23 protein-coding genes and 2 pseudogenes are annotated in these 25,719 nt (G+C 33.3%); 8 read left to right on the forward strand and 17 right to left on the reverse strand.

The features are described from left to right. Positions 1-267: 267 nt before the first annotated feature. The gene (locus LUU93_RS19260; RefSeq protein WP_232682780.1) at positions 268-1,728 is read right to left on the reverse strand and encodes a TonB-dependent receptor; all 1,461 of its coding nucleotides are present in this window, start codon (positions 1,726-1,728) and stop codon (positions 268-270) included. Positions 1,729-1,818: 90 nt separating this feature from the next. Between LUU93_RS19260 and LUU93_RS19265 the strand changes: the two genes are divergently transcribed. Genes LUU93_RS19265 through LUU93_RS19275 form a run of 3 tightly spaced genes read left to right on the forward strand, consistent with a single transcriptional unit; the run spans position 1,819 to position 3,572 of the window. After that, the gene (locus tag LUU93_RS19265; RefSeq protein WP_232682781.1) at positions 1,819-2,583 is read left to right on the forward strand and encodes an MBL fold metallo-hydrolase; all 765 of its coding nucleotides are present in this window, start codon (positions 1,819-1,821) and stop codon (positions 2,581-2,583) included. Positions 2,584-2,595: 12 nt separating this feature from the next. Beyond that, entirely contained in the window at positions 2,596-3,099 is a 504-nt protein-coding gene (locus LUU93_RS19270; RefSeq protein ID WP_232682782.1) for a hypothetical protein, read from the forward strand. A gap of 47 nt (positions 3,100-3,146) precedes the next feature. Beyond that, entirely contained in the window at positions 3,147-3,572 is a 426-nt protein-coding gene (locus tag LUU93_RS19275) for a hypothetical protein (RefSeq protein ID WP_232682783.1), read from the forward strand. 99 nt (positions 3,573-3,671) lie between these two features. On the opposite strand, the gene LUU93_RS19280 is transcribed toward LUU93_RS19275, so the two are convergent. The 5 genes from LUU93_RS19280 to LUU93_RS19300 form a co-directional block, all read right to left on the reverse strand. Continuing rightward, positions 3,672-4,745 (reverse strand): acyltransferase family protein, encoded by a 1,074-nt coding sequence (locus tag LUU93_RS19280; protein ID WP_232682784.1) that lies wholly within the window; start codon positions 4,743-4,745, stop codon positions 3,672-3,674. Between the two features lie 18 nt (positions 4,746-4,763). Next, the gene (locus tag LUU93_RS19285) at positions 4,764-5,408 is read right to left on the reverse strand and encodes an alpha/beta hydrolase (RefSeq protein ID WP_232682785.1); all 645 of its coding nucleotides are present in this window, start codon (positions 5,406-5,408) and stop codon (positions 4,764-4,766) included. Between the two features lie 214 nt (positions 5,409-5,622). Further along, entirely contained in the window at positions 5,623-5,949 is a 327-nt protein-coding gene (locus LUU93_RS19290; protein ID WP_232682786.1) for a hypothetical protein, read from the reverse strand. A gap of 4 nt (positions 5,950-5,953) precedes the next feature. After that, complete coding sequence (locus LUU93_RS19295; RefSeq protein ID WP_232682787.1) at positions 5,954-7,204, reverse strand: dihydroorotase; 1,251 nt, start codon at positions 7,202-7,204, stop codon at positions 5,954-5,956. A gap of 149 nt (positions 7,205-7,353) precedes the next feature. Beyond that, entirely contained in the window at positions 7,354-9,282 is a 1,929-nt protein-coding gene (locus LUU93_RS19300) for a BatA domain-containing protein (RefSeq protein WP_232682788.1), read from the reverse strand. A 268-nt stretch (positions 9,283-9,550) separates the two neighbouring features. On the opposite strand from LUU93_RS19300, the gene LUU93_RS19305 reads away from it, so the two are divergent. Then, entirely contained in the window at positions 9,551-10,666 is a 1,116-nt protein-coding gene (locus LUU93_RS19305) for a lactonase family protein (protein WP_232682789.1), read from the forward strand. Positions 10,667-10,814: 148 nt separating this feature from the next. Here the strand turns inward: LUU93_RS19305 and LUU93_RS19310 are convergent, their stop codons facing one another. From LUU93_RS19310 to LUU93_RS19325, 4 genes and pseudogenes are all read right to left on the reverse strand, one after another. After that, positions 10,815-12,167: a DEAD/DEAH box helicase gene (locus tag LUU93_RS19310; protein ID WP_232682790.1), complete on the reverse strand. Its 1,353-nt coding sequence runs from the start codon at positions 12,165-12,167 to the stop codon at positions 10,815-10,817. A gap of 190 nt (positions 12,168-12,357) precedes the next feature. Further along, positions 12,358-13,122 (reverse strand): TIGR02757 family protein, encoded by a 765-nt coding sequence (locus LUU93_RS19315; RefSeq protein ID WP_232682792.1) that lies wholly within the window; start codon positions 13,120-13,122, stop codon positions 12,358-12,360. 72 nt (positions 13,123-13,194) lie between these two features. Beyond that, positions 13,195-13,644, reverse strand: a pseudogene (locus tag LUU93_RS19320) (ABC transporter ATP-binding protein); the annotation flags it as partial. 216 nt (positions 13,645-13,860) lie between these two features. Next, positions 13,861-14,073: pseudogene (locus LUU93_RS19325) on the reverse strand (ATP-binding cassette domain-containing protein); the annotation flags it as partial. 254 nt (positions 14,074-14,327) lie between these two features. Between LUU93_RS19325 and LUU93_RS19330 the strand changes: the two are divergent. Continuing rightward, entirely contained in the window at positions 14,328-14,624 is a 297-nt protein-coding gene (locus LUU93_RS19330; RefSeq protein ID WP_232682793.1) for a hypothetical protein, read from the forward strand. Here LUU93_RS19330 and LUU93_RS19335 read toward each other — a convergent pair. The 6 genes from LUU93_RS19335 to LUU93_RS19360 all read right to left on the reverse strand — a co-directional run bounded on the left by LUU93_RS19335 (position 14,621) and on the right by LUU93_RS19360 (position 19,601). Beyond that, entirely contained in the window at positions 14,621-14,923 is a 303-nt protein-coding gene (locus tag LUU93_RS19335; protein ID WP_232682794.1) for a DUF6787 family protein, read from the reverse strand. The genes LUU93_RS19330 and LUU93_RS19335 overlap by 4 nt on opposite strands. Positions 14,924-14,953: 30 nt before the next feature. Beyond that, positions 14,954-15,391, reverse strand: coding sequence for a DUF6146 family protein (locus tag LUU93_RS19340; RefSeq protein ID WP_232682795.1), 438 nt, complete (start codon positions 15,389-15,391; stop codon positions 14,954-14,956). Positions 15,392-15,579: 188 nt separating this feature from the next. Next, on the reverse strand, positions 15,580-16,143 hold the full coding sequence (locus LUU93_RS19345) for a DUF937 domain-containing protein (protein WP_232682796.1): 564 nt from the start codon (positions 16,141-16,143) through the stop codon (positions 15,580-15,582). A 102-nt stretch (positions 16,144-16,245) separates the two neighbouring features. Further along, entirely contained in the window at positions 16,246-17,196 is a 951-nt protein-coding gene (locus LUU93_RS19350; protein WP_232682797.1) for a D-2-hydroxyacid dehydrogenase, read from the reverse strand. A gap of 168 nt (positions 17,197-17,364) precedes the next feature. Then, positions 17,365-18,435, reverse strand: coding sequence for a 3-phosphoserine/phosphohydroxythreonine transaminase (serC, locus tag LUU93_RS19355; protein WP_232682798.1), 1,071 nt, complete (start codon positions 18,433-18,435; stop codon positions 17,365-17,367). Between the two features lie 92 nt (positions 18,436-18,527). Then, complete coding sequence (locus LUU93_RS19360) at positions 18,528-19,601, reverse strand: acyl-CoA reductase (RefSeq protein ID WP_232682799.1); 1,074 nt, start codon at positions 19,599-19,601, stop codon at positions 18,528-18,530. A 158-nt stretch (positions 19,602-19,759) separates the two neighbouring features. Between LUU93_RS19360 and LUU93_RS19365 the strand changes: the two genes are divergently transcribed. Then, on the forward strand, positions 19,760-20,110 hold the full coding sequence (locus LUU93_RS19365; RefSeq protein WP_232682800.1) for a 4Fe-4S dicluster domain-containing protein: 351 nt from the start codon (positions 19,760-19,762) through the stop codon (positions 20,108-20,110). Between the two features lie 170 nt (positions 20,111-20,280). Further along, the gene (locus LUU93_RS19370; RefSeq protein ID WP_232682801.1) at positions 20,281-21,441 is read left to right on the forward strand and encodes a peptidase associated/transthyretin-like domain-containing protein; all 1,161 of its coding nucleotides are present in this window, start codon (positions 20,281-20,283) and stop codon (positions 21,439-21,441) included. Positions 21,442-21,642: 201 nt separating this feature from the next. Here LUU93_RS19370 and LUU93_RS19375 read toward each other — a convergent pair whose 3' ends face one another. Beyond that, positions 21,643-24,276: a TonB-dependent receptor gene (locus LUU93_RS19375; RefSeq protein WP_232682803.1), complete on the reverse strand. Its 2,634-nt coding sequence runs from the start codon at positions 24,274-24,276 to the stop codon at positions 21,643-21,645. 293 nt (positions 24,277-24,569) lie between these two features. Here LUU93_RS19375 and ychF point away from each other — a divergent pair, with 293 nt between their 5' ends. Beyond that, positions 24,570-25,664 (forward strand): redox-regulated ATPase YchF, encoded by a 1,095-nt coding sequence (gene ychF / locus LUU93_RS19380; RefSeq protein WP_232682804.1) that lies wholly within the window; start codon positions 24,570-24,572, stop codon positions 25,662-25,664. The last annotated feature ends 55 nt before the right edge of the window (positions 25,665-25,719 follow it).

Genomic DNA, 25,719 nt, shown 5'->3' on the forward strand with positions numbered 1-25,719 from the left:
ATTTCTTTGCGAGAATATGTTTCTTGAACTATTTAGGCGCCAATGGACTCTCATTCCTTTTCACTTAATTATTGCAAATTTAAACATAACGATCACTCATCGTAAATTAACTTGACAAACATAGGAGCACGCTAAGAAAACGCAAAGTTCGCAAAGTTTAATCAATACAAAGCTTTGCGAACTTTGCGTTAAAAAACATTCAGCTTAAAAAACAAAACTTGAAACAAAATAAACCTGAAACAAAAAAAATCCCAAATAAGGGATTTTTTAAGTATTTTGCTCCAGTTCTTTTTGCGGATGATATCCAAAAAGATGATGCTCTTTTATAATTTCTGCAATACCCGGCGGAAGCATTGGTTCCCAGCCTTTTTTGCCTTGGTTGATCATTTTTAAAACTTCGCGGGAGAAAACTTCCAGATTATGCGGATCGTAATCTGTAATATCAATCACTTTTCCATTAAATTTAAAGAATTTGTACAATTCTTTCATTCTAGGATGAACTTTTAAGTTACTTGAATTCATCAATACGCCATCTTCGTCCAGCATTGGATAAAGGAAAACTTTCATATCCCGATAGAATAATTTTCCAAATGCTTCCAGAATACCGCCGCTTAAATGACGGTAATATTTCTCATCAAAAATATCTACAAGGTTGTTTACACCCATTGCTAATCCCATACGGGCTTTAGTATAATTGGCAAAATATTCAACTACTTTGTAATATTCCTGGAAGTTTGAAATCATAACCGTCTGACCAAGCGAACAAAGTAATTCGGCCCTGTCCATAAAGTCGCGCTCATCGATTTCTCCGTCAGAACGTAAATTCGAAAGCGTAATTTCAAAAACTACTAACGTATTATCTTTTTCAACTTTATTTTCTTCAAGGAACATTTTCAACGATTTCTCATACATGTCCATATTTACTTTCGTAACCGGACGAAAACTTCCTCTTAAAGCCAAAAGGTTCTTTTTGTATAAAATAGCAGCCGGAAGAATATTTTTTCCTTCAGGATTAAACATTACGGCATCTGTCATTCCGTTTTTAACCAGCTGTAAACTCATCAAGCGATTGTCTACATCAGCAAAACGCGGGCCTGAAAAGTTAATCGTATCAATCTCTAACTGATCTTTGTCTAAATGGTCGTATAAATAACGCAGTAAACGTTTCGGGTCATTATATTTATAGAAAGCACCGTAAATTAAATTTACACCTAAAATTCCAAGTGTTTCTTGTTGTAGTCTGGCATCGGTTTCTTTAAAACGAATGTGAAGTATAATTTCGTTGTAAGCTTCGTCTGGTTCAATCTGATATCTAATTCCAACCCAGCCGTGTCCTTTAAATTGTTTCGCAAAATCTATGGTTGCTACCGTATTAGCGTAGCTGAAGAAAAGTTTATTTGGGTGTTTTTCTCTGCTCAAACGTTCTTCGATCAATTCCCCTTCAAATGTGAGCATTTTTTTTAGTCGGTTTTCAGTAACATATCTTCCGTCACTTTCAACTCCGTAAACAGCATCACTAAAATCTTTGTCATAAGCTGACATCGCTTTTGCAATAGTTCCTGAAGAACCTCCAGACCTGAAAAAATGTCTAACTGTCTCTTGTCCAGCACCAATTTCAGCAAATGTTCCGTAAATATTCTCGTTTAAATTAATGCGTAAAGCTTTGTCTTTTATAGAAGGAATCTGTTCGATGACCTTGTCACCTTTGAGTTTTATTTCTGTACCCATTTTATTTTAAATAGATTTGTTACAAAGTTAGTAAATTAGGGTTCTAATGAAAGAGAAATAATCCTATTTTTGTAAAAAAATTAAGTTCAATTGAAGGTCTATTTTTTAGGTACTGGTACTTCTCAAGGCATTCCGATTATCGGAGTTGATCATCCTGTTTGCAAAAGCACTGACGCTAAGGACAAAAGGCTTCGTGTATCCATCTGGATTACATGGGATGAGCATTCATTTGTAATCGATTGCGGTCCCGATTTCAGACAGCAGATGCTTTCCTGCGGATGCCGTAAACTTGATGCCATCTTATTCACGCACGAACATGCAGATCACACGGCAGGATTAGATGATATTCGTCCGTATAATTTCAGACAAGGTGAAATCCCAATTTACGGACATGAACGTGTACTCGATAATTTAAGACGCCGTTTTGATTATGTTTTTGAAACAGTAAATAAATATCCGGGTGCCCCAAGTGTAAAAACCATTGAAGTCAAAAACAATGAATCTTTTGCTGCTGGTGATAAAATAGCAATTCCAATAAACGTTATGCATGGTGATTTGCAGGTTTTTGGATATAGAATCGATGATTTTGCCTATCTAACCGATGTAAAAACAATCGAACAAACGGAGATCGATAAACTTAAAGACTTAAAAGTTTTGGTTGTAAATGCTTTGCGCGTTGAACCTCATGATACACATTTTAACCTGCAGGAAGCGCTTGATTTTATCAATCTTGTAAAACCTGAAAAAGCTTATTTAACGCACATCAGCCATGTTTTAGGTTTTCACGAAGAAGTGCAGAAACAACTTCCTGAAAACGTTTTTCTGGCTTACGATAATTTAGAAATTACAATTTAATTATACCACAAAATGAAAAAATCCTTAATGCTTTACCTTTTTATCCTTGCGATATTAATGAATGTTTTTACTTATATGTTTTACAGCCGTGAAGTGAAATTTGGTGAAGAAAGATATGAGAAAACAACTAAAAAGCTAAGAGACAGTATTAATTTAGTATCGGCTAAATTAGCCGATGCAGATTATTTTTCTTTAGAACACAATGAAAATGCGCAAAACTATTTTGATAACAGTGCTTCTGGAGGAAAAGTAATTTTATTTGAAAAACTAATTCCGGTTGTAACAGAAAAATTATTAGATTTCAATTCAAATCCAAAAGGAAACCCATACACAGGGCAAGATCAGATAGGACCAAATAAATTTATCATCAATAAAGTAAAAATTTTAAACCACCGCTGGATCATTGCAGATTATAGTAATGGTGAATTATGGGGAGAAGTCTTGTTAAAATACTTTGTTGATAACAATGATAATATTACCTTTGAAGTAAATCAAACTTGGTTATATCAAAAATAGGATTTTATAATCCTATTTTTTTTGACTAATAATTAAAAATGAGGATTATGAAAAAAATGTTTTTGTTTATGATTATTGCAGCTGTGACATTTTCTTGCGCAAAAAAAGTTTCACAGGAAAGTACGGCCGTTAAAGAACCGCAGGAAAAGAAATTAGTTGGAGGAGATTCTGACGCACACGGATGCAAAGGTTCTGCAGGTTATACCTGGTCAACTCTAAAAAAAGAATGTATCCGAATTTTTGAAGGAACAAAACTATCGCATACAGAAGAAACAGGTAAAACTTATACAACCGCTGCCTACGTAATTTTTGATGGAAATAAAGCCGAACTTTTTCTGGATACCCAAAAAGAATCTATTATTTTAGAAAGAAAATCAGAAGGAGATTCGTGGAATAAAGATGACTATCAATTAATTCCCTGGAAAGGCTATGTCCTGAAAAAAGCCGGGAAGATTATTTATACAGGAGAGTAGTTTAGTGTTCAGTGTTCAGTTTTTTAGTATTCAGTTGCAGTTTACAGTTATAGTTCGAAACTGAATACTAAAAAACTGAACACTGAATACTAAAATAAATTAGTTCTTTTTTTTAATCTCGTTCATTCTTAAATTTATAAAGGCTAAAATCTGTCTGCCAAATAACATAGATGGTTTTTCTATCAAGATAAATGAAATATAAGCAATCAGGATTGATGCAATAGAAGCTATTAGGAAATGGAATCCAGCATATATTTTTCCGAAAATAAAATAAACTATTTGCTGAATTAAAAAGCCCCAAAGGTATATTCCGTACGAAATATCATGCTTAGGCTTAAAATTTAAAATAAATTTTCTGGAAGAAATAAAGATGATTAAGTTACAAAAAGCAATTATTAGAAATAGTTCTTCTGCAGGATTATTTTTAAATAGAAAGTATACAAGAAAAGACAGTATAACTATTGGTAAATTCATTACAAATTTGTTCTGATTTATTGCTAAAAAAGTACCATAAGCAAAAGAAAAAGGGAGATAATAAATTTCAGGATTGGTGCTTAGTCTGCTCAGAATAATATGAGTTGGTAAAAAACTTTCAATAAAAATTGCTATAAAAATAATATTGAAAATAATTGTTCTTTTGTTTTTAAAAAGCAAAAAAGCACACATTAAAAAAAAGTAACACCTTACTTCATAACGCAAACTCCACAAAGAGCCATTAACAATATCCTTATATAAATTATCACTAAAAACTCCTGTTAGTGTATATTTGGTTTGAAAAAGCAGGTTTCTTATTATATATTTAAAATTGTTTATGTCTGAAAAATATTTTGAAATGCTGACATTAGTAAAAACTGGTCCAATTATAAAGACAGTAATTAGTAAAAGAAACAGTAAAGCAGGCAAAATCCGAAACACTCTGGATATTGTAAAATATACAAAATTGTCATTTTTTAGGTAACTATTTGTGACAACTAATCCGCTTATAAAAAAGAAAAGTTTTACAGCAAGTGCACCAGAATAAGTTACAGGCAAAAAGAAACTTAAAGGATCTGTCCAATAAGGGGTTTCTCCATTTAATGGAATTGTATGTCCTACTATAACAATACAAGCTAATAAGATTCTAATTAAATCTAAATTGTTGTTTTCTTTGTTTAAAAACCAAGTTATTTTCATGGACTAAAATCCTTAAAATTAAAGAGCCAGCCAATTCCTGAAATCAAAGAAATTCTGTGGTGCAACGCCGTGACCAACAGGATATTCTTTGTAAGTAACCGGAATATTTAATTTTTCTAAAATTGCCGGAGTTTTTCTAGCCCATTCAATTGGAATAACCTGATCTACAGTTCCATGTGAAGCGAATATTTTTAAGTTTTTAAAGTCATTTTTCTCGAAACCATCTTTGATTATTTCTTCATTAAAATAACCGCTCATCGCCACAACTCTCTGAATTTTTTCAGGATAGGAAAGTGCTGTTGAATAGCTTAAAATGGAACCTTGGCTAAACCCAATCAAAGTTACATTGTTAGCATCAATAGGATAATTTGCTATCAATTCATCAATAAAAGCAGCGATTGTATCTCTTGAAGTTTTAGCCTGCTCGTTGTCTGAAAATTTATTCTGATCAGCATCAAAATTGATTGCGTACCAAGCATAAGCACCATATTGTAAATCATAAGGCGCTCTGGCCGAAATGATATAATAATTATCCGGAAGTTCAGAAGCAAACGAAAACAAATCGGCTTCGTTACTGCCATATCCATGTAATAAAAGCAATAACGGATTTTTATCTAAAATTACTTTTGGCTCTTGTATTTTATATTCTAAAGATAGATTCATTTTTTTAATGTTCAGTGTTCGGTTTTTAGTGTTCAGTTTCAAACTTTGACTAAGCTTGTTTATGTTATTATGAAAAATCTGTTTTTATCTGCGTTTTTGCTTGCAAATCTGCGTCATCCGTGTTCAAAATTTATACGCCGATAAAACAGATTCGCTAAAGCGAAAATGCTGATTTTAACGGATTTCTTTTTTGGAATTTAAACATTGAAATTTCCTAACCTATAGATTTAAACCATTTTTGAAACAGATTTCCAACTAAAGGAATTGGTCTCATCTGGCCTTGAATAGCGTTGAAAATTCCATAAGTCCAAAGAATTGAAATACAAATCCACATTGGGAAAGTGATTAAAAAACTATCAAAATTACTGATTATAGCTCCGAAAGAAATAAAAGTCAGCGATAAACCTAAAGCCTGACGAATATGAAAAGACGCAAAACTGTTTTTGTTTTCAGAATTCATAGACATTGCAATCAAAACACCAATAATTAGGATATAACTTGTAATGGCGATTGATTTTCCTTCTTCGATTGTATTGTTCATTATATTATTTTGTAACAAGTTTATTTTGATTTAAAATTCCGTATACAGAACCTTTAAGTTCAGTTCCTAAAAAAGCAGAATTTTTAGATTTTGAAAGAATGTTCTCTTTCGTAAAAGTTGATTTTCCTTCTGGAGTAAATAAAGTAAAGTTTGCTTTAGCACCTTCAACAATTGTATTGTTTTCAAGACCAAAAACAGTTCTTCCTGAAGTCAATTTTGTAATTACAGTTTCTAGAGGTAAAACCGTTAATAATGCTCCAAAAGCACTTTCAAGACCTATAGTTCCGTTTTTAGCCGTATCAAATTCCATTTTCTTGAATTCAATATCAATCGGGTTATGGTCTGATGTAATTGTGTCGATAGTTCCGTCGGCAATTCCGTTTAGTAAAGCCTGTCTGTCAACTTCTGTGCGTAATGGCGGCGTAACTTTAAAACGAGTGTCAAAACCGTCTAGTTTTTCATCAGTTAAAACCAAATGATGTACAGAAACACTTGTCGTTACGTTTAAACCTTTAGCTTTAGCTTCTCTAATTAACTGAACTGATTTTGCTGTAGAAATCGTCGGAATATGAAGTTTTCCACCCGTATATTCCAATAAAAATAAGTTTCTTGATATTTGCAGTTCTTCAGCTAAATTCGGGATTCCTTTTAAACCTAATCTTGTCGAAACGATTCCTTCATTGGCAACTCCGTTTCCTTTTAGATTTGGATCTTGCGAATAAGTGATAACCAAACCATCAAAATCCTGAACATATTGCAATGCAATTTTTAGCAGATTAGCATTATCAATACTTCTGTTATAATCTCCAAAAGCAATTGCTCCGGCTTTTTTCATATCATAAAGCTCTGCCATGTCTTTTCCTTCGCTGGCTTTTGTTAAAGCACCAATTGGAAAAATTTCTGTAGCAAAACCATTTGCCTTATTTTTTACAAAATTTACCTGAGACTGATTATCGATAATCGGGAAGGAGTTCGGCTGTAAAGCAATTGCTGTAAAACCGCTTTTTGCCGCAACATTTAATCCGTTTGCAATAGTTTCTCTGTCTTCATAACCTGGCTCGCCCAGCGAAACACTGCTGTCAAACCAGCCTTGAGAAACATGAAGATTGTCGAATCTTACTACTTCTGCATCATCATTTGGAAGAGAAACTCCTATTTTTTCAATTAAACCATCTGCAATTAAAAGATCAACGGTCTGGTTATGAAACGGACTTTTTGAGTCGATAATTTTGGCGCTTTTGATGATTATTTTCATATGTAGAGAAATTTATTTTTTATTTAAAGATTCCTGTATGTCATTTCGACGAAGGAGAAATCGCATCCAATTTTCCGCTCAGTGCGTTCTCAACATGTGCGATTTCTCCCTGCGGTCGAAATGACATACGAAAACGAACAGTTAGAAATCTACTTCACGAATTTTATAATCGCCATTTCTAATGCTAAAAATAACAGTGCAAAGATAACAAACCATTTCCAAATTTGGCTGTCAGTCCGCTCAGTTTGTAAGGTGTTAAAAATGGTCGAAATCGTATCGGCGGTTTTAAAATCAGAAACTACGTTTGTGTTTACCTGACTCAAATCGCTTTCGGTTCTTTTGTAATTAAAGCTCAAATTTTCAACCCATTCTTTTTTATCAAAAATGCTGTAATTTCCAGCTGTTTCCGGGAAATCATTGAACGTTAATTTGACTTTATTATTCAAAATCTGCTGAATCGGAATAAACGAATCTTCTGTTCCTTTTACCTCCAAAATAGCATCTTTTGTCAGCAAAACATCAACGAAATACGGCTGATTATTTCCAATAGTTAAAGCATTTACACCCGTTTTTTGATTGTTCTGCGCCATTTTATAAAACAACGGAACAATTAACGGCGATTGCTGAAAGTTTGAATTTACTGCATTTATTGGTGCCGAAAATACAGTAATTCCAGCCGTAGGATTTTGAATTGCCGTTACAAATGTACTTTGATCTTCATAAGATAAAACCGCCGGGTATGGACTCGAAATATCAAATGAACTGTTTGTTTTTGGATATTGAAAATTCGTTATTTTATTCTCAAAAACTCCAGAAAATAAAGGGTGATCGAAATTAATTTTGGTAATGAGTTTACTTTCTGTTTTGAGATTGTTGAACTGAACTTTTCCAAAATTTCCTAAAAATGAATTCAGGTTTGAAATGGAACTTTTTTCAGAAGGAATTACAACCAAATTTCCGCCTTTAGAAACAAAGGCTTTTAAAGTCGTTTGCAAAGCCTGCGGAATTTCAACTAATTCGTTTAAGATTATTGTATTTTGTTTTTCTAAACTATTATAATCTAAAGAACTGATAGAGTAATTATTATAATTGAATTCGGCAGAAGTATAAATTCTCGACAAGAAATTACTTTTTTCAGGTTCGCCAATGCTGATTACGTTTGTTTTTTTGTTTTTAGAAATGCTGAAAAATAATTTGTTATCGTAAGTTAAACCATTGTCTTCAATAGAAACATAACCGTGAAAAGCTTCTTTTGGAATTGTGAAGTTGATTTTCTTTTTCTTAGTATCAAAATTGATGATTGTTTTGGCAATCAGTTTATTTTGATTGTACAAAGCAGTCGAAATAGGTTTAAAATCTTCACCATAACCGGATAAGTTTACACTTATTTCATAGAAATTTTCTAAAGTCTGATTGATGTAAACGCTGTCAATAGAAACGTTATTTTTTTGCTCGGCTTCGGGAATTATAAAATAGGTTTTTTCTTCAGTATCAATATTTTTAATATCATTTTCAGTTAAACCAACAACATCAGAAATAATAACAATATCTTTTTTATGTGCTGATTTATGTGCTTTTACTTTTGCCATAATCGATGAAAGTTCAAATGGCACTGCGCTGTATTTTAGATTCTGTAAAGCACTTTTAGTCGATTTTATATCGGTATTCCAGTAATTTTCGGTATTTGTAAGCAGCGAAAATTGAGCAGTTTCGGGCGTGTTTTCAAGTAATTCCTGAACTGCACGTTTTAGCAATTCTCCTTTTTTGCCTTTTGCCTGCATACTAAACGAATTGTCTAAAATAATATACATTTCGTTTGATGCATTTTTACTGTCTTTGGCTTCAAAAAATGGCTGTGCAAAAGCTGTAATGGCGCAAGTAAGTAATAAAAGGCGTGTGGCAAGCAATAATCGTTTTTTGATTTTAGAACTTTTACGAGTCTGAATTGCCAGTTCTTTTAGGAAACGAACATTGGTAAAATAAGAAGTTTTAAAACGTCGTAATTGAAATAAATGAACCAAAATTGGAACAATCAATAAAAAAAGAAAGTATAGAATTTCGGGATGTTTAAAATGCATTCTGGCTTCGATTTACTTCGCTACGTTTTATTTTTCGCGAAGATGCTGGTCAAAAATACAAATTTTTAATTAAACCAGACAGGCAATGTTTAGTTAAACCATTTAAGTTATATAAGAGATTATAAGCAGGAAGTAATACGTTTTTATTAAATGAACTTATATAGCTTATATGATGGAAATTCTTTTTGAAAATGTAACTTTTCTGACTTTATTTGTAATGATCTAAAAGATATTATTGCTTATTTTAGCGTATTCAAAAAAACAAACTATGAAAAAAATATATCTAGTATTATTTTCAGCTTTGGCTGTTACAACTGCAGAAGCTCAAAATAAATTTAACCTGTTGGTTGGAACTTATACTAATACATGCCAGAGCAACGGAATTTACGTTTATGAATTTGACGCAAATTCAGGTGAGTTTAAACTTAAAAATTCTTCTGAAAATGTTGTGAGTCCTAGTTATTTATCGGTTTCTGCTGATAATAAATTTATTTATGCGGTAAATGAGAATGGAACACAAAGTACGGTAAGTGCATTTGGATATGATTCTACATCAGGAAAAATTAATTTTTTGAATAAAAATGATGCATTGGGAGCAGATCCTTGTCATTTAATAAATGATGATAAAAATGTAATTGCTGCCAATTATTCCGGAGGTAATATCGTTGTTTATAATAAAAAGAATACTGATGGAAGCATTTCTGAAGTACAGCAATTGATTCAGCATGAAGGAAAAGGATCTAATGCAGCACGTCAGGAAAAGGCGCACGTACATATGGTGGTTTTTTCTCCAGATAAAAAGTTTGTGCTTTCTAATGATTTAGGTTTAGATAAAGTCTTTATTTACAAATACAATCCAACTTCTAAAAATGAAATTCTGACTTTAAAAGGCAGTGTTGATGTAAAACCGGGAAGCGGCCCAAGACATTTAACTTTTAGTAAAGATGGTAAATTTGTTTATTTAGTTCAGGAATTAGATGGTACGCTGACAACTTTTAGCTATAATAAAACCGGAAGTTTAAAAGTAATTGCCGAAACCAGTATTTTACCTAAAAGCTTTAAAGGCGGAACGAGCGCAGCGGCTATTAAAATCTCACCAGACGGAAATTTTTTATATGTTTCTGATCGTGCGGATGCTAATGCTGTTTCAGTATATAAAATTCTTAAAAATGGAAATATAGAATTAGTAGAGCAGCAAAGTACTTTAGGAAAAGGCCCAAGAGATTTTGCCATTGACCCAACAGGAAATTACCTTTTAGTTGGTCATCAATATACTAACGATATTGTTATTTTTAAAAGAGATATCGCAACAGGAAAAATTACTGATACAGGAAAAAGAATTCAATTGTGTTCGCCTGTAGGGCTTGTATTTACGAAAATTTAGTTTTTTAAAAAGGTTCAAAAGAGACAAAGGTTCAAAGAAACAAAGGTTTGAACTAGAGCAAAAGGCTCAAAAGAAAATTAAATTTTCTTTTGAGCCTTTTTATACTTTGTCACTTTGTTTCTTTGAACCTTTGTCTCTTACAAAGAAACTATTTGTTGTTATCTTTCCTCTTCTTATCTCTCGTTTTCAGCATATTTCGATTGACAGAACCGTGAGTTTTCTTTTTAGTTTTTGAAGGCCCTCCTAAATTGACTTTTTTATTCTTTTTAGATTTTTCGTGAAAAGCTCCGTCTCCTTCAAGTTTTACTTTTTTCATTAAAAACTTAATAGGCTGTTTGTCTTTTTCAGGCTCGATTAATTTTGATGAAACTTGAACTTCTTCAGGAAAATCAGTAATATCAAGTTCCTGGTTCATTAAAACTTCGACTTCAATTTTAAATTCCTCTTCTCTTGGAGTTACAAAGCTAATTGCTGTTCCTGTAGCATCTGCACGACCTGTACGACCAATTCTGTGCATGTATAATTCAGGTTCTTCTGGAAGTTCAAAGTTAATTACGTGCGAGATATTAGAAATATCTAAACCTCTTGCCATAATATCGGTTGTGATTAAACCGCGAAGATTTCCTTCCTGAAATTCTGCCATGGTACTCAAACGATAATTTTGAGATTTATTCGAGTGAATTACACCAAATTGTCCTTCAAAATCTTCTTCAATGCGAGTATGTAGCATATCTGAAATCTTTTTATTGTTTACAAAAACCAAAACACGATCCATGCTTTCGTCATTCTGCAATAAATGTTTCAGCAAGTTTACTTTTGTATTGAAGTTTGGAACGTTGTATGTAATCTGCGTAATTTTTTCAAGCGGCGTTCCCGATGCTGCAAGGGTAACTTCTTCTGGAAAATCAAAATAATCGTTTAATATATCATCAACTTCATCTGTCATTGTTGCAGAGAATAATATATTTTGACGTTTAGTTTTCATCATCGCTAAAAGTGAAGTCAGCTGTGGTCTGAAACCAAGGTTCAGCATTTCGTCAAATTCGTCGATTACTAATTTTTGAGTTTCATCAAAACGAACAACAGCATCAAGTGCTAAATCCATTGTACGACCCGGAGTTCCAACTAAAATATCGACACCTTCGTAAACGGCTTTTTTTTGTGTATTGATGTTTACACCTCCATAAATACCCAATGTTTTAACCGACATATAGGTGGTTAATTTTTCTACTTCTTCTACAACCTGAACTACTAATTCGCGGGTTGGAACCAGAATTACGATTTTTGGCGTATTGGTATTGGTGAATTTGTAAAGTTTTAAAAGAGGCAGTAAATAGGCAAATGTTTTACCGGTTCCGGTTTGCGCAATTCCCATCATATCGCGTCCAGACATGATTACAGAGAAAGATTTTTCCTGAATAGGAGTAGGCGTAACAAAGCCTAATTCGTCAACAGCTTTTTGTAATGATTTTGGGAGATTGAATTTTTCGAAAGTGCTCATTTGCATTAAATTTTGTGCAAATGTACATTAAAATGACGGTTTTTTGTTGATTTTGTAATTTTAGATGTTGTATTTTCACTTTGATTGTCCCTCTGAGCGAAGTCGAAGAGCGTGCCAATTGGAACGTGGGCTTCGACTTCGCTCAGCCTGGCAGCACAAAACCTTAAATAAAATATATTAATTTAAAAGCTTAAAACCCTTCAAAAACGCCTAACCCAAACAAAGCAAAATCATACTTTACAGGATCTGCAGCGTCCATTTCACGAAGTTTTGTATCTAATTCTAATAAAGCTTTTGCGTCGTTTTGCTTTCGCGAAAGAATTCCTAGTTTGCGGGCAACATTTCCTGAATGCACATCTAATGGACAAGATAATACGGATGGAGAAATAGTTTTCCAGATTCCTAAATCGACGCCTTTTGTATCTTGGCGAACCATCCAGCGTAAATACATATTGATGCGTTTTGCGGCAGAATTATTCAGCGGATCTGAAATATGTTTTTGAGTTCGAGGTAAATGGTCGATTTCGAAAAATATCTTTTTGAATTCGCTTATACTTTTTTGCAGACTGTCTTTTTCCTGATTTTTAGCAAATACAGATTCCAGTCCGTTGTGGCTTTTGTAAATGTGCTGTAGGCCTTTAATGAATCCACCGAAATCTTTTCCGTTGAAAGTTCGGTGAACGAAGGTTTCTAAATCAGCTAAATTATCTTCAGAATGAGACATAACGAAATCGTAAGGTGTATTTCCCATTAATTCCATCATTTTATGCGAATTCCTGATAATCATTTTACGATTTCCCCAAGCGATTGATGCGCTTAAGAATCCGGCAATTTCAATATCTTCTTTTTGAGTAAAGAGATGTGGAATCTGCACGGGATCACTTTCGATAAAATCCTGATTGTTATATTGAATAACTTTTTCGTCGAGAAATTCTTTGAGTTCTTTCTGATTCATTTGAAATGAAATGTTCTTGTTTATTCGAGTGCCTTAGCCCTGATGGCCCCGAAGTTTTTTTGGAAATAGCTCCTAATTGCTAATTTGACCGTCGACCATAATTAATTTTCTGTCGGCCATATTGGCTAATTCTTCATTGTGGGTTACGATTACAAAAGTCTGTCCGAATTCGTCACGAAGCTGGAAAAACAATTGATGTAAATTTTCGGCAGAATGTGTATCAAGATTTCCAGACGGTTCATCGGCAAAAATCACATCAGGGTTGTTGATTAAGGCCCTTGCAACGGCAACGCGCTGCTGTTCTCCGCCCGAAAGTTCGTTTGGTTTGTGATGAATTCTGTGTGATAAACCTAAATAATCCAGAATTTTTTTGGCTTCTTTTTCAGTTTCAGCTTTTGGTTTGTTGGCCATAAAAGCAGGAATACAAACGTTTTCTAAAGCTGTAAATTCGGGTAATAACTGATGAAACTGAAAAATGAACCCAAGGTTTAAATTTCTGAAATCAGATAATATTTTGTCCTGCTTGCTTTTCTTCTTAAAATAGCTGTTATAGTAAACAAACACCAAAAATATTGGTAAAAATAAAACTCCGGTTATTACTAATCTTAACGTGTCATCGAAAATTTTCGTTCTGAAAAATAACAAATAAACAACCAGAATTACAGCGTAAATTAAACCTGACCAAGTTATAATTTTAAATGCTTTTTCCTGTTTTGAATTGTCAGTTTCAATATCCTGCAGTTTCAAAATGTTTTTGCCATTAATGGTTAATGATGAATCTGAGTTTCTTTCCGGTACATCTAAGGTTCCCAGAATTTGCAGTAAAGTTGTTTTTCCGGCACCGGAAGCTCCAACAATCGAAACAATTTCGCCTTTTTTAATATGTAAATCAACTCCCTTTAAAACTTCAAGTTTATCGTAGAATTTATGTATGTTTTTTGCGTGTATCATTTATTGAAACTGTTTTTACAAAGAAACGAAGATTATGGTTAGAATCAAATTTCAATATCTTAAATTCCAAATTCCAATTCTTTGCCTCGTTGATATTCATAATAAGAAATAATCTAAAATCTGCAATCTACAATCTAAAATTTAAAAATCGGCTCGTTTCTTGATATGGGAATTTTGAAATTAAATTTAATATTGGAATAAAATGAGTTTCATAAATTATTTTTAATTTCGGATAAACTCAAATCAAACTTAAAATGCAGGAATTAAATGTTGTAGAAGATAACAGAATGTCAAAATTAATAATTGGTTTAATTTTGGACGGAATTGGCATGCTGACTTATTCTGTTTTTGGATTTGCTGAATTTGGAGATATAATCTGGGCTCCAATTGCGGCTTTTATAATGACCCGAATGTATAAAGGAAGGGTTGGAAAAGTTGCGGGTGTTTTGACATTTCTGGAAGAAATAATTCCGTTTACAGATGTAATTCCATCTTTTACACTTACGTGGATTTATACTTATTTCTTTTCAGGAGAGAGAATGAAAGTTTAGTCTTTGAATAAAAAACCTAATCCCATGTTTTTGAGCATTTTCTTTTCGAAGCTCCAAAAGAATTTAAACTGCCCAAACACGGTTCCTATTGCAACCAGCAGAACCTGATAGATTGGAAAAATTATTAATAGGCGAATTAAAGTAAACCAGCCTCCAAAATCTTCTTTGGTGATTCCCAGCCAAACGCAAAATGGTTTAGACAGCCAGGCAGAAGCCGATCCTGTAATGGCAAAAACGGTAAGTATTATAATGGCTTGTAGATTTGAGGAGATTCCCCAGCGTTCTTTTAATTTATTCATTGCTATTTGTAATGATTACAAATATAGTAATTATCTTGAAGGAACATACCCCCAAAGTTTTTGTTTGTAAGTATTTTGAAAATAAATCATGTAATTGTAAATTAAGTAGTTTACTTCGTAGCCGTAGTGAATGTCTGGTCGATAATTAATCGACATTTCGTATAAATTTGGATTATAGCGCTGAGGCTGTAATACGCGGCTGTTCCACTCTGTTACATACAAGTTATTTTTGTTTTCAAGATATTCTAATGAATGATAATTTCTGGGATATGCCCTTGATGCCAGCCAGCTGCTAAAACCATTATCGATAATTATTACTTCGTATTCCAAAGAATCATTTGCAATTCTAACGGTATCGCTTAATTTTTTGTTTGAAGTATTATTATCTGTACTGGCAATCTTTTGCGAAGCTGTAGAGCAAGCTATTATTGTTAATAATAAAATCAATATGGAAATGCACTTTTTCATAACATTTACTTTTGAGAACTAAAGTTACGAATTTTTTTTGAAGTTGTTAAGATGCTAAGGTTCTAAACTGCTAAGATTAGGAAGTGCAGAGTTTTTAATTGTTTTAGAAATAAAAAAAGCCGTTTATATAATAAACAGCTTTTAATATTTTATTGCTTAGAATCTTAGCGGCTTGGAACCTTAGCATCTTACTTGCTTCCAAACAATTTTCCAAATAGTCCGGCGATGCCTCCTTTGCTTTTGGTAACTGCGAGTGCATCTGCAACGTCGACTTTTCCGTCGTTGTTTTGGTCAAGTCCGAATTGTGTTCCGTATTTTGAAATGGTATCCATGATTCCTGATGCTTGTCCGCTGTTTCCTGAAATCGAATTGATAATGTCCGAAATCTGAAAACTGCTGTCATTAGGATCTTTTGCTTTATTTACTAATGAGCCTAAAATCTGCGGAATTAAGTTTGAAGCTACTCCAGATGAATCGGCACTGCTTAAACCAAATTTTTCGCCTAGGTTTCCTGACAATTGCTGTGTGATTTGCTGTACAACAGGGTTCGAGCTGTCTATAGGAGAATTTCCGTTGAATAAACCGGCTAGTTGTTCACCACCGCCTTCAGAAGCAATTTTTTTTAATCCTTCAAAAATAGAAGAACTGGTTTCGCTTATTACGGCTTCATTGTGTTCGTTTGGGACAGCGCTATTGTTAACAACAGCATCGCCTCCATATTGCTGTACTAATTGGGTTAATTGTTCAAACATAATATTTAAGAGTTTAAATTACACACCAAAACTAATAAAAAAGAAAGGGATTTACTACAAATACATAGTAAATCCCTTTAAAGATAATCTATTTTTTGATTACTAGCTTAACAAAGTAATAATTTGTGATGCTAATTCAGTACCAATTCTGTCTTGTGCTTCTCCGGTTGCAGCTCCAATGTGCGGCGTCAATGAGATTTTTGAGTGCATTAAGATAGCCATTTCTGGTTTTGGTTCGCTTTCGAAAACGTCTAAACCAGCAAAAGCAACTTTACCTGAATCTAAAGCTTTTACTAAAGCTACTTCATCAATAACACCACCACGAGCACAGTTTACGATTCCAACACCATCTTTCATGATTTCAAGTTCTTTCTCTCCAATGATATAACCATCTTGAGCAGGAACGTGTAATGTAATGAAATCTGCTTCTTTAAATAAAGATTCTAAAGATTGAGAAACGATTTTAGTTGTGATTGACTGACCGTCAAAAAACTCAACTTTTACGTCTACTTCAGGAATAAAGCTATCAGCAGCGATAACTTTCATTCCTAAACCAAGAGCCATTTTTGCAGTAGCTTGTCCGATACGGCCAATACCAACAATACCTAAAGTTTTTCCTCTTAATTCAACTCCGTTTGCATATGCTTTTTTCAAACCGTCAAAGTTTGAATCTCCCTCAAGAGGCATATTTCTGTTTGAGTCATGTAAGAAACGAACACCAGAAAATAAGTGCCCAAATACCAACTCGGCAACAGATTCTGATGATGAAGCTGGAGTATTAATTACATGAATTCCTTTGCTTTTAGCATAATCCACATCGATATTGTCCATACCAACACCACCACGGCCGATGATTTTGATACCAGGACAAGCGTCGATAATATCTTTACGAACTTTAGTTGCGCTGCGCACTAAAATTACGTCTACATTATTTTCATTAATAAAGTTAGCTACTTGTTCCTGAGCTACTTTTGTAGTTATAACTTCAAATCCGCCTTTTTCTAAGGCTAGAATTCCGCTTTTAGAAATTCCATCATTTGCTAATACTTTCATTGTTGTGTTTATTGTTTATTTGGTTAATCGGTTTAACTGTTTAATCGTTTATACGTTTATTTGTTTAATCGATGAACCAATCTATTATTTTTCTTTTATGATATTTTTCTAAAGGAAACATTTTACGTTTAAACAGTTAATCAAATTAACAATTAAACGTATAAACGATTAAACTTTAGACTCAAGTGCTTTCATCACATCAACTAAAACCTGTACACTTTCGATAGGCATAGCGTTGTAAATAGAAGCTCTGTAACCACCCACAGAACGGTGTCCTGGTAATCCAGAAATGTTTGCTGCTTTCCATAAAGCATCAAAAGTTTCTGTATGATCCGGGTTGTTTAGTAAGAAAGTTACGTTCATTTTAGAGCGGTCTTCTACTGCAGCAGCACCTTTAAATAATGGGTTTCTGTCGATTTCAGCATAAAGTAAATCTGCTTTTGCGTTGTTTAATTTTTCAACAGCAGCGATTCCGCCTTTTTCTTTAATCCATTGTAAAGTTAATAATGAAACATAAACTGAAAAAACAGGAGGAGTATTGTACATACTTTCTGCTTTGATATGTTTAGCATAATCTAACATACTAGGAATTGTTCTTCCGTTTTTACCTAAAATTTCTTCTTTAACTACAACAAGAGTAGTTCCTGCAGGTCCCATATTTTTTTGAGCTCCGGCATAGATTAAATCAAATTTAGAGAAATCTAATTCACGAGAAAAAATATCAGAACTCATGTCGCAGACAACAGGAATGTTTGTTGCCGGAAAATCTTTCATTTGAGTTCCAAAGATGGTATTGTTACTTGTACAGTGAAAATAATCAGCATCACTTGGTATTTCGTAACCTTTTGGAATATGTGTATAATTATCATCTTTTGAAGAGCCTACGATAATAGTTTCTCCAAAAAGTTTAGCTTCTTTAATAGCCGCAGTTGCCCACGTTCCTGAATCAAGATAAGCTGCTTTTCCGTTTTCTTTCATTAAGTTATATGGAGCCATCAAGAATGCAGTACTTGCACCGCCTTGTAAAAACAAAGCCTGATATCCTTTTCCCTGAAGTCCTAATAATTCTAAAGCCAGCGAACGAGCTTCATCCATAACAGCAACAAAATCTTTGCTTCGGTGCGAGATTTCAAGAATAGATAATCCTGAATGATTAAAATTTAAAATTGCTTTTGATGCCTTCTCAAAAACTTCCTGAGGTAAAATACTTGGTCCTGCGCTGTAGTTGTGTTTTTTCATGGTTTTTGTTAATAGTCGAAATTTTAAAGATGCAAATTTCGGCAATAGGAGCTGAAAAAGCGATAAATAATTCGAAATAATTAAACATTTTTTTACTTTGTTGTTAACAAAAACGTTATAGTATCAACGTTATCTGCATAATCCCATAATTGAGGATTTTGTGTTTGACCAAATGCAACACTATTTTTGATCAAATTGCTGCTTACAATACATTGAATTTGTTCTGCATCGGCTTCAAGGCGAGATTTTAAATCCTCGGGATTTTCATAATATTCAAAGAAAACGCTCGAAATAGGCGAGGCGTAGCTTGAATCTTCTTTTAAAGTTAAAAAACCGTTATCCAATAATTTAAAATTACTCATTAAAAAAACCGCTTTATTGTAATCGTAATTATTGGCGTATTTCTCGTAATGAATAACGTCCTGATATTTAAAAACGGCTTGAAAAAAAGCGTCAAATGAATAGCCGCTTGGAACAAAAAGTTTAGATACATTTCGGCATCCTAAACCAAAATATCTAAAAATATCTTCGCCAAGAGCTTCTAATTCTTCGTGAGTTTCTTTTCCGTTTAAAACTGCTGCCGAATTTCTGTTTTTGCGGATGATGGAAGGTTTATCTTTGAAATAATACTCAAAATAACGGGCTGTATTGTTGCTTCCTGTGGCAATTACGATATCAAAATTTTCCAGTTTACCATCCACGAAAGTGATTTTATCTTTTAAACTTTCATCAACAGCAATTAAATACTTGGCTAAAAACGGCAGTAAATGCTGATCGTTTGAGGATGTTTTTACTAAAGCTTTATTTCCGGTGATTAAAACTGATAAAAAATCATGAAAACCAACAAGTGGAATATTTCCTGCTAAAATCAAAGCAACTGTTTTTTCTTTTTTGTCATTCTGAGCGAAGTCAGATGAATATTGAGAAATCCATTTGCTGATGTTTTCTTCTGTTAAAGCATCTGCCCAGGATTTTATTGCAAAATATACTTGTTCCGGTGTGTACCATCCATTATGAGATTGTGATAAATGGATTAGTTTTTCGAAATCATCAAAAAAGATATCATTATATAAAACGTCAGATTTTTGCATAGACTGCTCTTCAGAAAACTGACTTAGAAATTTTCCTAATTCAACAAAAACACTTTTTTTTGTTTCTAATGTCATAATGTTTGTTTATGAATTGTTTTGATTGTAATTTTGCACAAAAATAAGCATAATTAAGTCGAAAGTCAAAAGTCTTAAAGTCAAAAGAGAGAAATGTCTCTTTCGTACTTTTTTTAACTTTAAGACTTTAGATTTTTAACTTTAAGACAAATAAAAAGATGGCAATTATTATAACTGACGAATGCATAAACTGTGGGGCCTGTGAACCAGAGTGTCCAAATACAGCAATATATGAAGGAGCAGATGATTGGAGATATAAAGACGGAACAAACCTAAAAGGAACTGTAATTTTACCTGATGGAACTGAAGTTGACGCTGATGACGCTCAGACTCCAATTTCTGACGAAATCTATTATATCGTTCCAGGAAAATGTACAGAGTGTAAAGGTTTTCATGATGAACCACAATGTGCTGCTGTTTGTCCTGTTGATTGCTGTGTGCCGGATGATAATCATGTAGAAGATGAAGAAACCTTGTTGAACAGACAGGCGTTTTTACATGGAGAATAATTTCTTTAAAAGTATATTTATATTGAAAAACCTGAGCACTTGCTTAGGTTTTTTTTGCCCTGATATCAGGTATTTGTAAAAGTTAGTTTGTTGATAACGAATGTTTTATTTTTCAGGGTGTTGCTTTAATGTTAAAAAAACAATACTTTAGTTGAAAATTTAACAAGCTTATGAGGAAAAGTATACTTTTATTTTTTGTTTTATTTAGTGTTTGTGTTTTCTCACAAAATCAAGAATATTCTATTTTTGTGCGAGATATAGAAACGTTACTGCCTATTGAAAATGCTACTGTTGTAATAATGAAAACCAAACAGATTTTATTAAGCAATGAAGAAGGTAAGGTAACTTTTATGCTTACGGGCGGTTCTAATGTTCAGGTTTCTCAAACTGATTATGAGGATGCAACGGTACGCTGGACATCATTAAATGGAGATCAAAAATTTGTTATTTATTTAAAGAGTAAAAACAATAAACTGGACGAAGTAGTTTTGTCTAGAGAGGATCCGGAAAAAATACTGCAGAAATTAGTTTCAAATTCTACGAAAAAAATCAGCATTTCGCATAGACAAAAAGTATATGTAAGGGAGTTTTTTATGCTCAATAATCAGTATTCTTATTACAATGACGGATTAGTTAATTTTCAGTTCGATAAAAATAATAATGCAACTACTTTGCTTGTTGAACAAAACAGGTCATACGGATTATTAGAAACTGATATAAGTGCTGATTTGAGAGGATATGATTTGAATAATATCATGAAAAATTATTCTGATTTTAAATATTTTGATCCGTTATTGGATTCAAAAACAAAAAAAGAATATGATTTTGTTATTAGAGGCCACGCTAAAAATAAAGATTATTATGTAATGTATATTACACCTCTCGATAAAGCGAAGGAAGCTGTAGATAATTTTGAGATAGTTTATGATCCTGTAAAAAAACTTATTATGGGTTTTACAATAGATATTACTCCTCAAAATCTTGATAAAATTGAAGAGAAAACAACGGTAAACTCAAAAAATATTACAAAGTCTTCTGTAAGAGTAGATTATAGATTTGACGGACAAGATTATTATCTGCTGAATTCAAATGAAGAAATTGCCTATAACCTTATATTAAAAGATCAGGTAAAGAAAATTCAGGTGAGAAATAGTTTTGTAACTACGAATTTTAACAGACAGAATTTTACTTATAATGAAAGTGATGTTTTTAAAGAGAAATCATTGTTTAATAAAAAAAACAAAATCTTGACAAATTATTGGGATATTTCCGGCTTTGTTGCCACTGATGAAGAAAAGGCAATCATTGCATCTTTGGATTATAAATTATGAGTTATAAGTTATGAAGTTGTTAAACAATTATATAGCAAAAATCCTGAACAAATAAGTTCAGGATTTTTTGTTCTGTATAATTGAAATATTGTCAGGTTGAGCGAAGTCCAAGCCCTTTTTGTTGTTGTATAACTTTCGTTAAAACCAGAATATGTCCTTCGACTTCGCTCAGGATGACATATCTAGTCAGGATAAGTTGGGTTAGAAATTAAATCCAAGTCTGGCATAGTAATAAGCTCCGCTGAAACCCATTTGTACAGCATCCCAATATCCACCAGCTTCTGTATTTCCTTGTTCGTCTTGTTTCGTTGGATAAACATTAAACAAGTTATTGCTTCCAAGGCTTAATTTTAAGCTTTTAGTAACTTGGTATCCTATAGTTAAATCGGTAACTAATCTTGGGTTGTAAACGTCATCTTCATCAGCATAATCAACTAAAACCACTTTGCTGAAACGAGTAAAAGCTAAACCAGCGTCGAATTTACTTTTGGAATAAGTTAAGTTTAAACCAAATTTGCTGTCAGGTGCAGAAGCTAGTAAAAAGGCTTTTTCACGTTTTCCAAAGAAAGTAGCTTCATCTAAATTGCCATTTTTAACCTTGTCAATTTTCATATCGTTGATATTTCCAACCAAAGTTGCTCCGAAATTTCCAAAATCATATGCTTTTTTCCAGGATAAAACTAAATCCAGACCATGTGTACTTGTGTCAACTCCGTTAGCAAAAAACTGTGCTTCAGAAACACCAAGATTTAAAGAACTTGCATCAAAATATCCGGTAAGAACAATACGGTCTTTTACTTTAATATAATAACCGTCAACCGTTGCAGTGAAATCTCCAAAAGAAGCTGTAAAACCTAAAGAGGCATTTACGGCCTTTTCTTCGTTTAATTTACCAATTCCAAAAGCTCTGGTAATCTCACTGTCGTTTGGTGCGAGTAAAACTTCGGTTGCACCGCTTGCATTAAAGTTTGTAAAACGTAAATTATAATAAATTTGAGCCAATGATGGTGCACGGAAGCCTGTACTCACAGAACCTCTTAAATTAAAGTGATCGCCAAGTTTTAATCTTGAAGCTAATTTTCCGTTTACAGTACTTCCAAAATCGCTGTAATTTTCAAAACGAACGGCTGCGTTTACCATAAAAGAATTAGTTACATCTAACTCACCATCAGCATATAGAGAGAAGTTGGTACGGCTTTCGTTAACTTCGTTTGCCGGGCTGTAACCTGGGAAACCTTGCGAACTTCCTGGTCTGGGATTTCCAGAAACAGGATCGATAGGCGCGCTTTGAGTTGTTGGATCAGTAATTGGCTGTCCGTTTGTGTCGTAGGTTGTGTAAGAACCTTCTTCTCCTGCAAAAATTTCGAATTTCTCTACTCTAAATTCAGTTCCAAAAGCAATATTAAAACCATTAAGAACGCTGTCGTAGTTTTTAGAAATATCAAAATTTGTTGTGTTTTGAAGCAAACTGTGTCCTCCGGCATCAAACTCATGCGGCGATTTTTCTTCAAGCGAAGCATTTATAGTTCCTTTAATATCATACTGGAATTTATTTTTTCCGAAAGTATTGCTTAAATCAAATTTCCATCCTCCCGAAGAAAGGGTTTTAATTCCGGCAGCAACTGAATTATCATTAATTTTTGATGTAATTCTAGGTGTATAACCACCCGGATAAACTGATTCAACTACTCTTTCACCATCATTTCGGGTAAAAGCATATGCATCTGTATCTCTAAAATTACTGCCTCCAAAAGCATAAAATTCTGTTTTATCATCAATTGGAATAGATAAATTGGCAAATAAATTTACGCCGTGCATACTGGCATCTCCAAAACCTTTTCTAAAATCATAAGCAGGTCTTAGAGTTTTGTTTTTATTTAAAAACTCACCCGTAAAGTTTATATAGCCGCCTTTAGTCCCTAATGCCACACCATAATTAGCAGCAACTCTTACAGAACCTCCGTCAAAATCCTGATCCTTTCCATATGAATTTCCATTTCCGTCCTGATCTAATCTGTATCCTTTAGTATTTGGTGTTCCCGGAAGAAAATCTCCTTTTGCATGCGTATTAAAAACACCATAAGTTACAGACCCTGTAAGTTCGTTTACATTATCATTTGTAATAATATTGATAACTCCGGCAATGGCATCAGAACCGTATTGCGCCGACGCACCGTCGCGCAAAATCTCAATTCTTTTAATAGAAGCCGCCGGAATCGCATTTAAGTCAGTTCCTGTATTTCCACGTCCTCTTGTTCCAAATAAATTGATTAAAGACGATTGATGTCTTCTTTTTCCGTTAATTAAAACCAAAGTCTGGTCTGGTCCCATCCCTCTTAAAGAAGCCGGATCTACGTGGTCTGCACCATCAGAACCCGATTGTTTATTAGCGTTAAAAGATGGGGCAACATATTGCAATAACTGATTGATTTCAATTTTACCACTTTGCGTTGTAACATCTTTTACATTAATAACATCAATAGGAACGGCAGAGTTTACAACGGTTCTTTTAGTACTTCTGGAACCTGTAACAACTACATCACTTAAAACCTGCCCGCCGCTTTCGTCTAAATAAACATCCACTTTGTCTCCCGAAGCTGATTTTTCGACTGTTGCAAAGCCTACATAACTAAAAATCAATGTAGCGCCTTCTTTAACTTTGATTTTATAACCACCTTCAAAATCGGTAGAAACGCCATTCGAAGTCCCTTTTTCTACAACATTAACACCCGGAAGCGGTGTACCGGTTTTATCCTTAACGACACCCGAGACTTCTTTTTGAGCAAAAAGAAACGCTGAATTCAGCAGTAATAAAAATAATGCAATCTTTTTCATGGTTGTTGGTTTTTTGTTTGGTTTTTTGTTGATTACTTTTATAAAAGTAATATTTTTTAACAAAAACTTAATAATAAGTTTAAAAATTTTTAAGAATTACCCTAAAATTATATTAATGCACATTTTTACTTCGCTCACGAGGTATTAAATCTTATATTTGCAAAATTTTAAAGCCAAAAAATATCATTTTGGCAGAAACAAAAAGAAACACGTAAATCATAATCCATTAAAATAGAGAGTTAATGGGGACTTTGATAAGTTCAAAGTCCAAATAAAATAAATAGAAACAACAGATGAAAGCAGGAATTGTAGGATTACCAAATGTTGGAAAATCAACATTATTTAATTGTTTATCTAATGCAAAAGCGCAGAGTGCAAACTTTCCGTTTTGTACAATCGAACCTAATATTGGTGTTGTAAACGTTCCGGATCCGAGAATCAACAAATTAGAAGAATTAGTAAAACCAGAGCGTGTACAAATGGCAACTGTAGATATCGTAGATATTGCAGGTTTGGTAAAAGGAGCAAGTAAAGGTGAAGGTCTTGGAAACCAGTTTTTAGGAAACATTAGAGAATGTAATGCTATTATTCACGTTTTGCGTTGTTTTGATAATGATAATATTGTTCACGTTGATGGAAATGTAAATCCAATTCGTGATAAAGAAACGATTGATATTGAGTTACAGTTAAAAGACTTAGAAACAATCGAAAAACGTTTAGAAAAAGTAAAACGTGCTGCTAAAACAGGCAATAAAGAAGCTCAGGCTGAAGAAGCGTTACTTAATAGAATTAGAGAAGCGTTATTGCAGGCAAAATCTGCGAGAACAATTATTCCTCAAAATAGTGACGAAGAGGTTTTAATGGAAGGTTTTCAATTAATTACTGCAAAACCGGTTTTATATGTTTGTAATGTTGATGAAAGTTCTGCAGTAAACGGAAACAAATATGTTGACCAGGTTCGTGAATTAGTAAAAGATGAAGAAGCTGAAGTTATTGTACTTTCAGTAGGTGCTGAGGCTGATATTACGGAGTTAGAAAGCTACGAAGAGCGTCAGGTTTTTTTAGAAGACATGGGATTGCAAGAGCCGGGAGCATCAGTTTTAATTCGTGCAGCTTATAAATTATTAAAACAGCAGACTTATTTTACAGCTGGTGTAAAAGAAGTTCGTGCCTGGACAATCAATATTGGAGCAACTGCGCCGCAAGCAGCAGGAGTTATCCATACTGATTTTGAAAAAGGTTTTATTCGTGCCGAAGTTATTTCATACGATGATTACGTTCAATACGGTTCTGAATCAAAAGCAAAAGAAGCTGGAAAATTTAAAGTTGAAGGAAAAGAATATGTTGTAAAAGATGGTGATGTAATGCATTTCCGTTTTAACGTTTAATTTTTTTTAGAGAATAGAAGAAAGATTATAGAGAATATACTAAAACTGCTGGAGG

The sequence above is a fragment of the Flavobacterium soyae genome (assembly GCF_021245985.1).
GTDB classification, from domain to species: Bacteria; Bacteroidota; Bacteroidia; order Flavobacteriales; family Flavobacteriaceae; genus Flavobacterium; species Flavobacterium soyae.

Excerpts from the sequence above, each read along its gene's own strand:
- LUU93_RS19260 (WP_232682780.1), bottom strand. The coding sequence starts at position 1,728 with ATGGGTACAGAAATAAAACTCAAAGGTGACAAGGTCATCGAACAGATT.
- LUU93_RS19270 (WP_232682782.1), top strand. The coding sequence starts at position 2,596 with ATGAAAAAATCCTTAATGCTTTACCTTTTTATCCTTGCGATATTAATG.
- LUU93_RS19275 (WP_232682783.1), top strand. The coding sequence starts at position 3,147 with ATGAAAAAAATGTTTTTGTTTATGATTATTGCAGCTGTGACATTTTCT.
- LUU93_RS19280 (WP_232682784.1), bottom strand. The coding sequence starts at position 4,745 with ATGAAAATAACTTGGTTTTTAAACAAAGAAAACAACAATTTAGATTTA.
- LUU93_RS19285 (WP_232682785.1), bottom strand. The coding sequence starts at position 5,408 with ATGAATCTATCTTTAGAATATAAAATACAAGAGCCAAAAGTAATTTTA.
- LUU93_RS19290 (WP_232682786.1), bottom strand. The coding sequence starts at position 5,949 with ATGAACAATACAATCGAAGAAGGAAAATCAATCGCCATTACAAGTTAT.
- LUU93_RS19295 (WP_232682787.1), bottom strand. The coding sequence starts at position 7,204 with ATGAAAATAATCATCAAAAGCGCCAAAATTATCGACTCAAAAAGTCCG.
- LUU93_RS19300 (WP_232682788.1), bottom strand. The coding sequence starts at position 9,282 with ATGCATTTTAAACATCCCGAAATTCTATACTTTCTTTTTTTATTGATT.
- LUU93_RS19305 (WP_232682789.1), top strand. The coding sequence starts at position 9,551 with ATGAAAAAAATATATCTAGTATTATTTTCAGCTTTGGCTGTTACAACT.
- LUU93_RS19310 (WP_232682790.1), bottom strand. The coding sequence starts at position 12,167 with ATGAGCACTTTCGAAAAATTCAATCTCCCAAAATCATTACAAAAAGCT.
- LUU93_RS19315 (WP_232682792.1), bottom strand. The coding sequence starts at position 13,122 with ATGAATCAGAAAGAACTCAAAGAATTTCTCGACGAAAAAGTTATTCAA.
- LUU93_RS19330 (WP_232682793.1), top strand. The coding sequence starts at position 14,328 with ATGCAGGAATTAAATGTTGTAGAAGATAACAGAATGTCAAAATTAATA.
- LUU93_RS19335 (WP_232682794.1), bottom strand. The coding sequence starts at position 14,923 with ATGAATAAATTAAAAGAACGCTGGGGAATCTCCTCAAATCTACAAGCC.
- LUU93_RS19340 (WP_232682795.1), bottom strand. The coding sequence starts at position 15,391 with ATGAAAAAGTGCATTTCCATATTGATTTTATTATTAACAATAATAGCT.
- LUU93_RS19345 (WP_232682796.1), bottom strand. The coding sequence starts at position 16,143 with ATGTTTGAACAATTAACCCAATTAGTACAGCAATATGGAGGCGATGCT.
- LUU93_RS19350 (WP_232682797.1), bottom strand. The coding sequence starts at position 17,196 with ATGAAAGTATTAGCAAATGATGGAATTTCTAAAAGCGGAATTCTAGCC.
- serC (WP_232682798.1), bottom strand. The coding sequence starts at position 18,435 with ATGAAAAAACACAACTACAGCGCAGGACCAAGTATTTTACCTCAGGAA.
- LUU93_RS19360 (WP_232682799.1), bottom strand. The coding sequence starts at position 19,601 with ATGACATTAGAAACAAAAAAAAGTGTTTTTGTTGAATTAGGAAAATTT.
- LUU93_RS19365 (WP_232682800.1), top strand. The coding sequence starts at position 19,760 with ATGGCAATTATTATAACTGACGAATGCATAAACTGTGGGGCCTGTGAA.
- LUU93_RS19370 (WP_232682801.1), top strand. The coding sequence starts at position 20,281 with ATGAGGAAAAGTATACTTTTATTTTTTGTTTTATTTAGTGTTTGTGTT.
- LUU93_RS19375 (WP_232682803.1), bottom strand. The coding sequence starts at position 24,276 with ATGAAAAAGATTGCATTATTTTTATTACTGCTGAATTCAGCGTTTCTT.
- ychF (WP_232682804.1), top strand. The coding sequence starts at position 24,570 with ATGAAAGCAGGAATTGTAGGATTACCAAATGTTGGAAAATCAACATTA.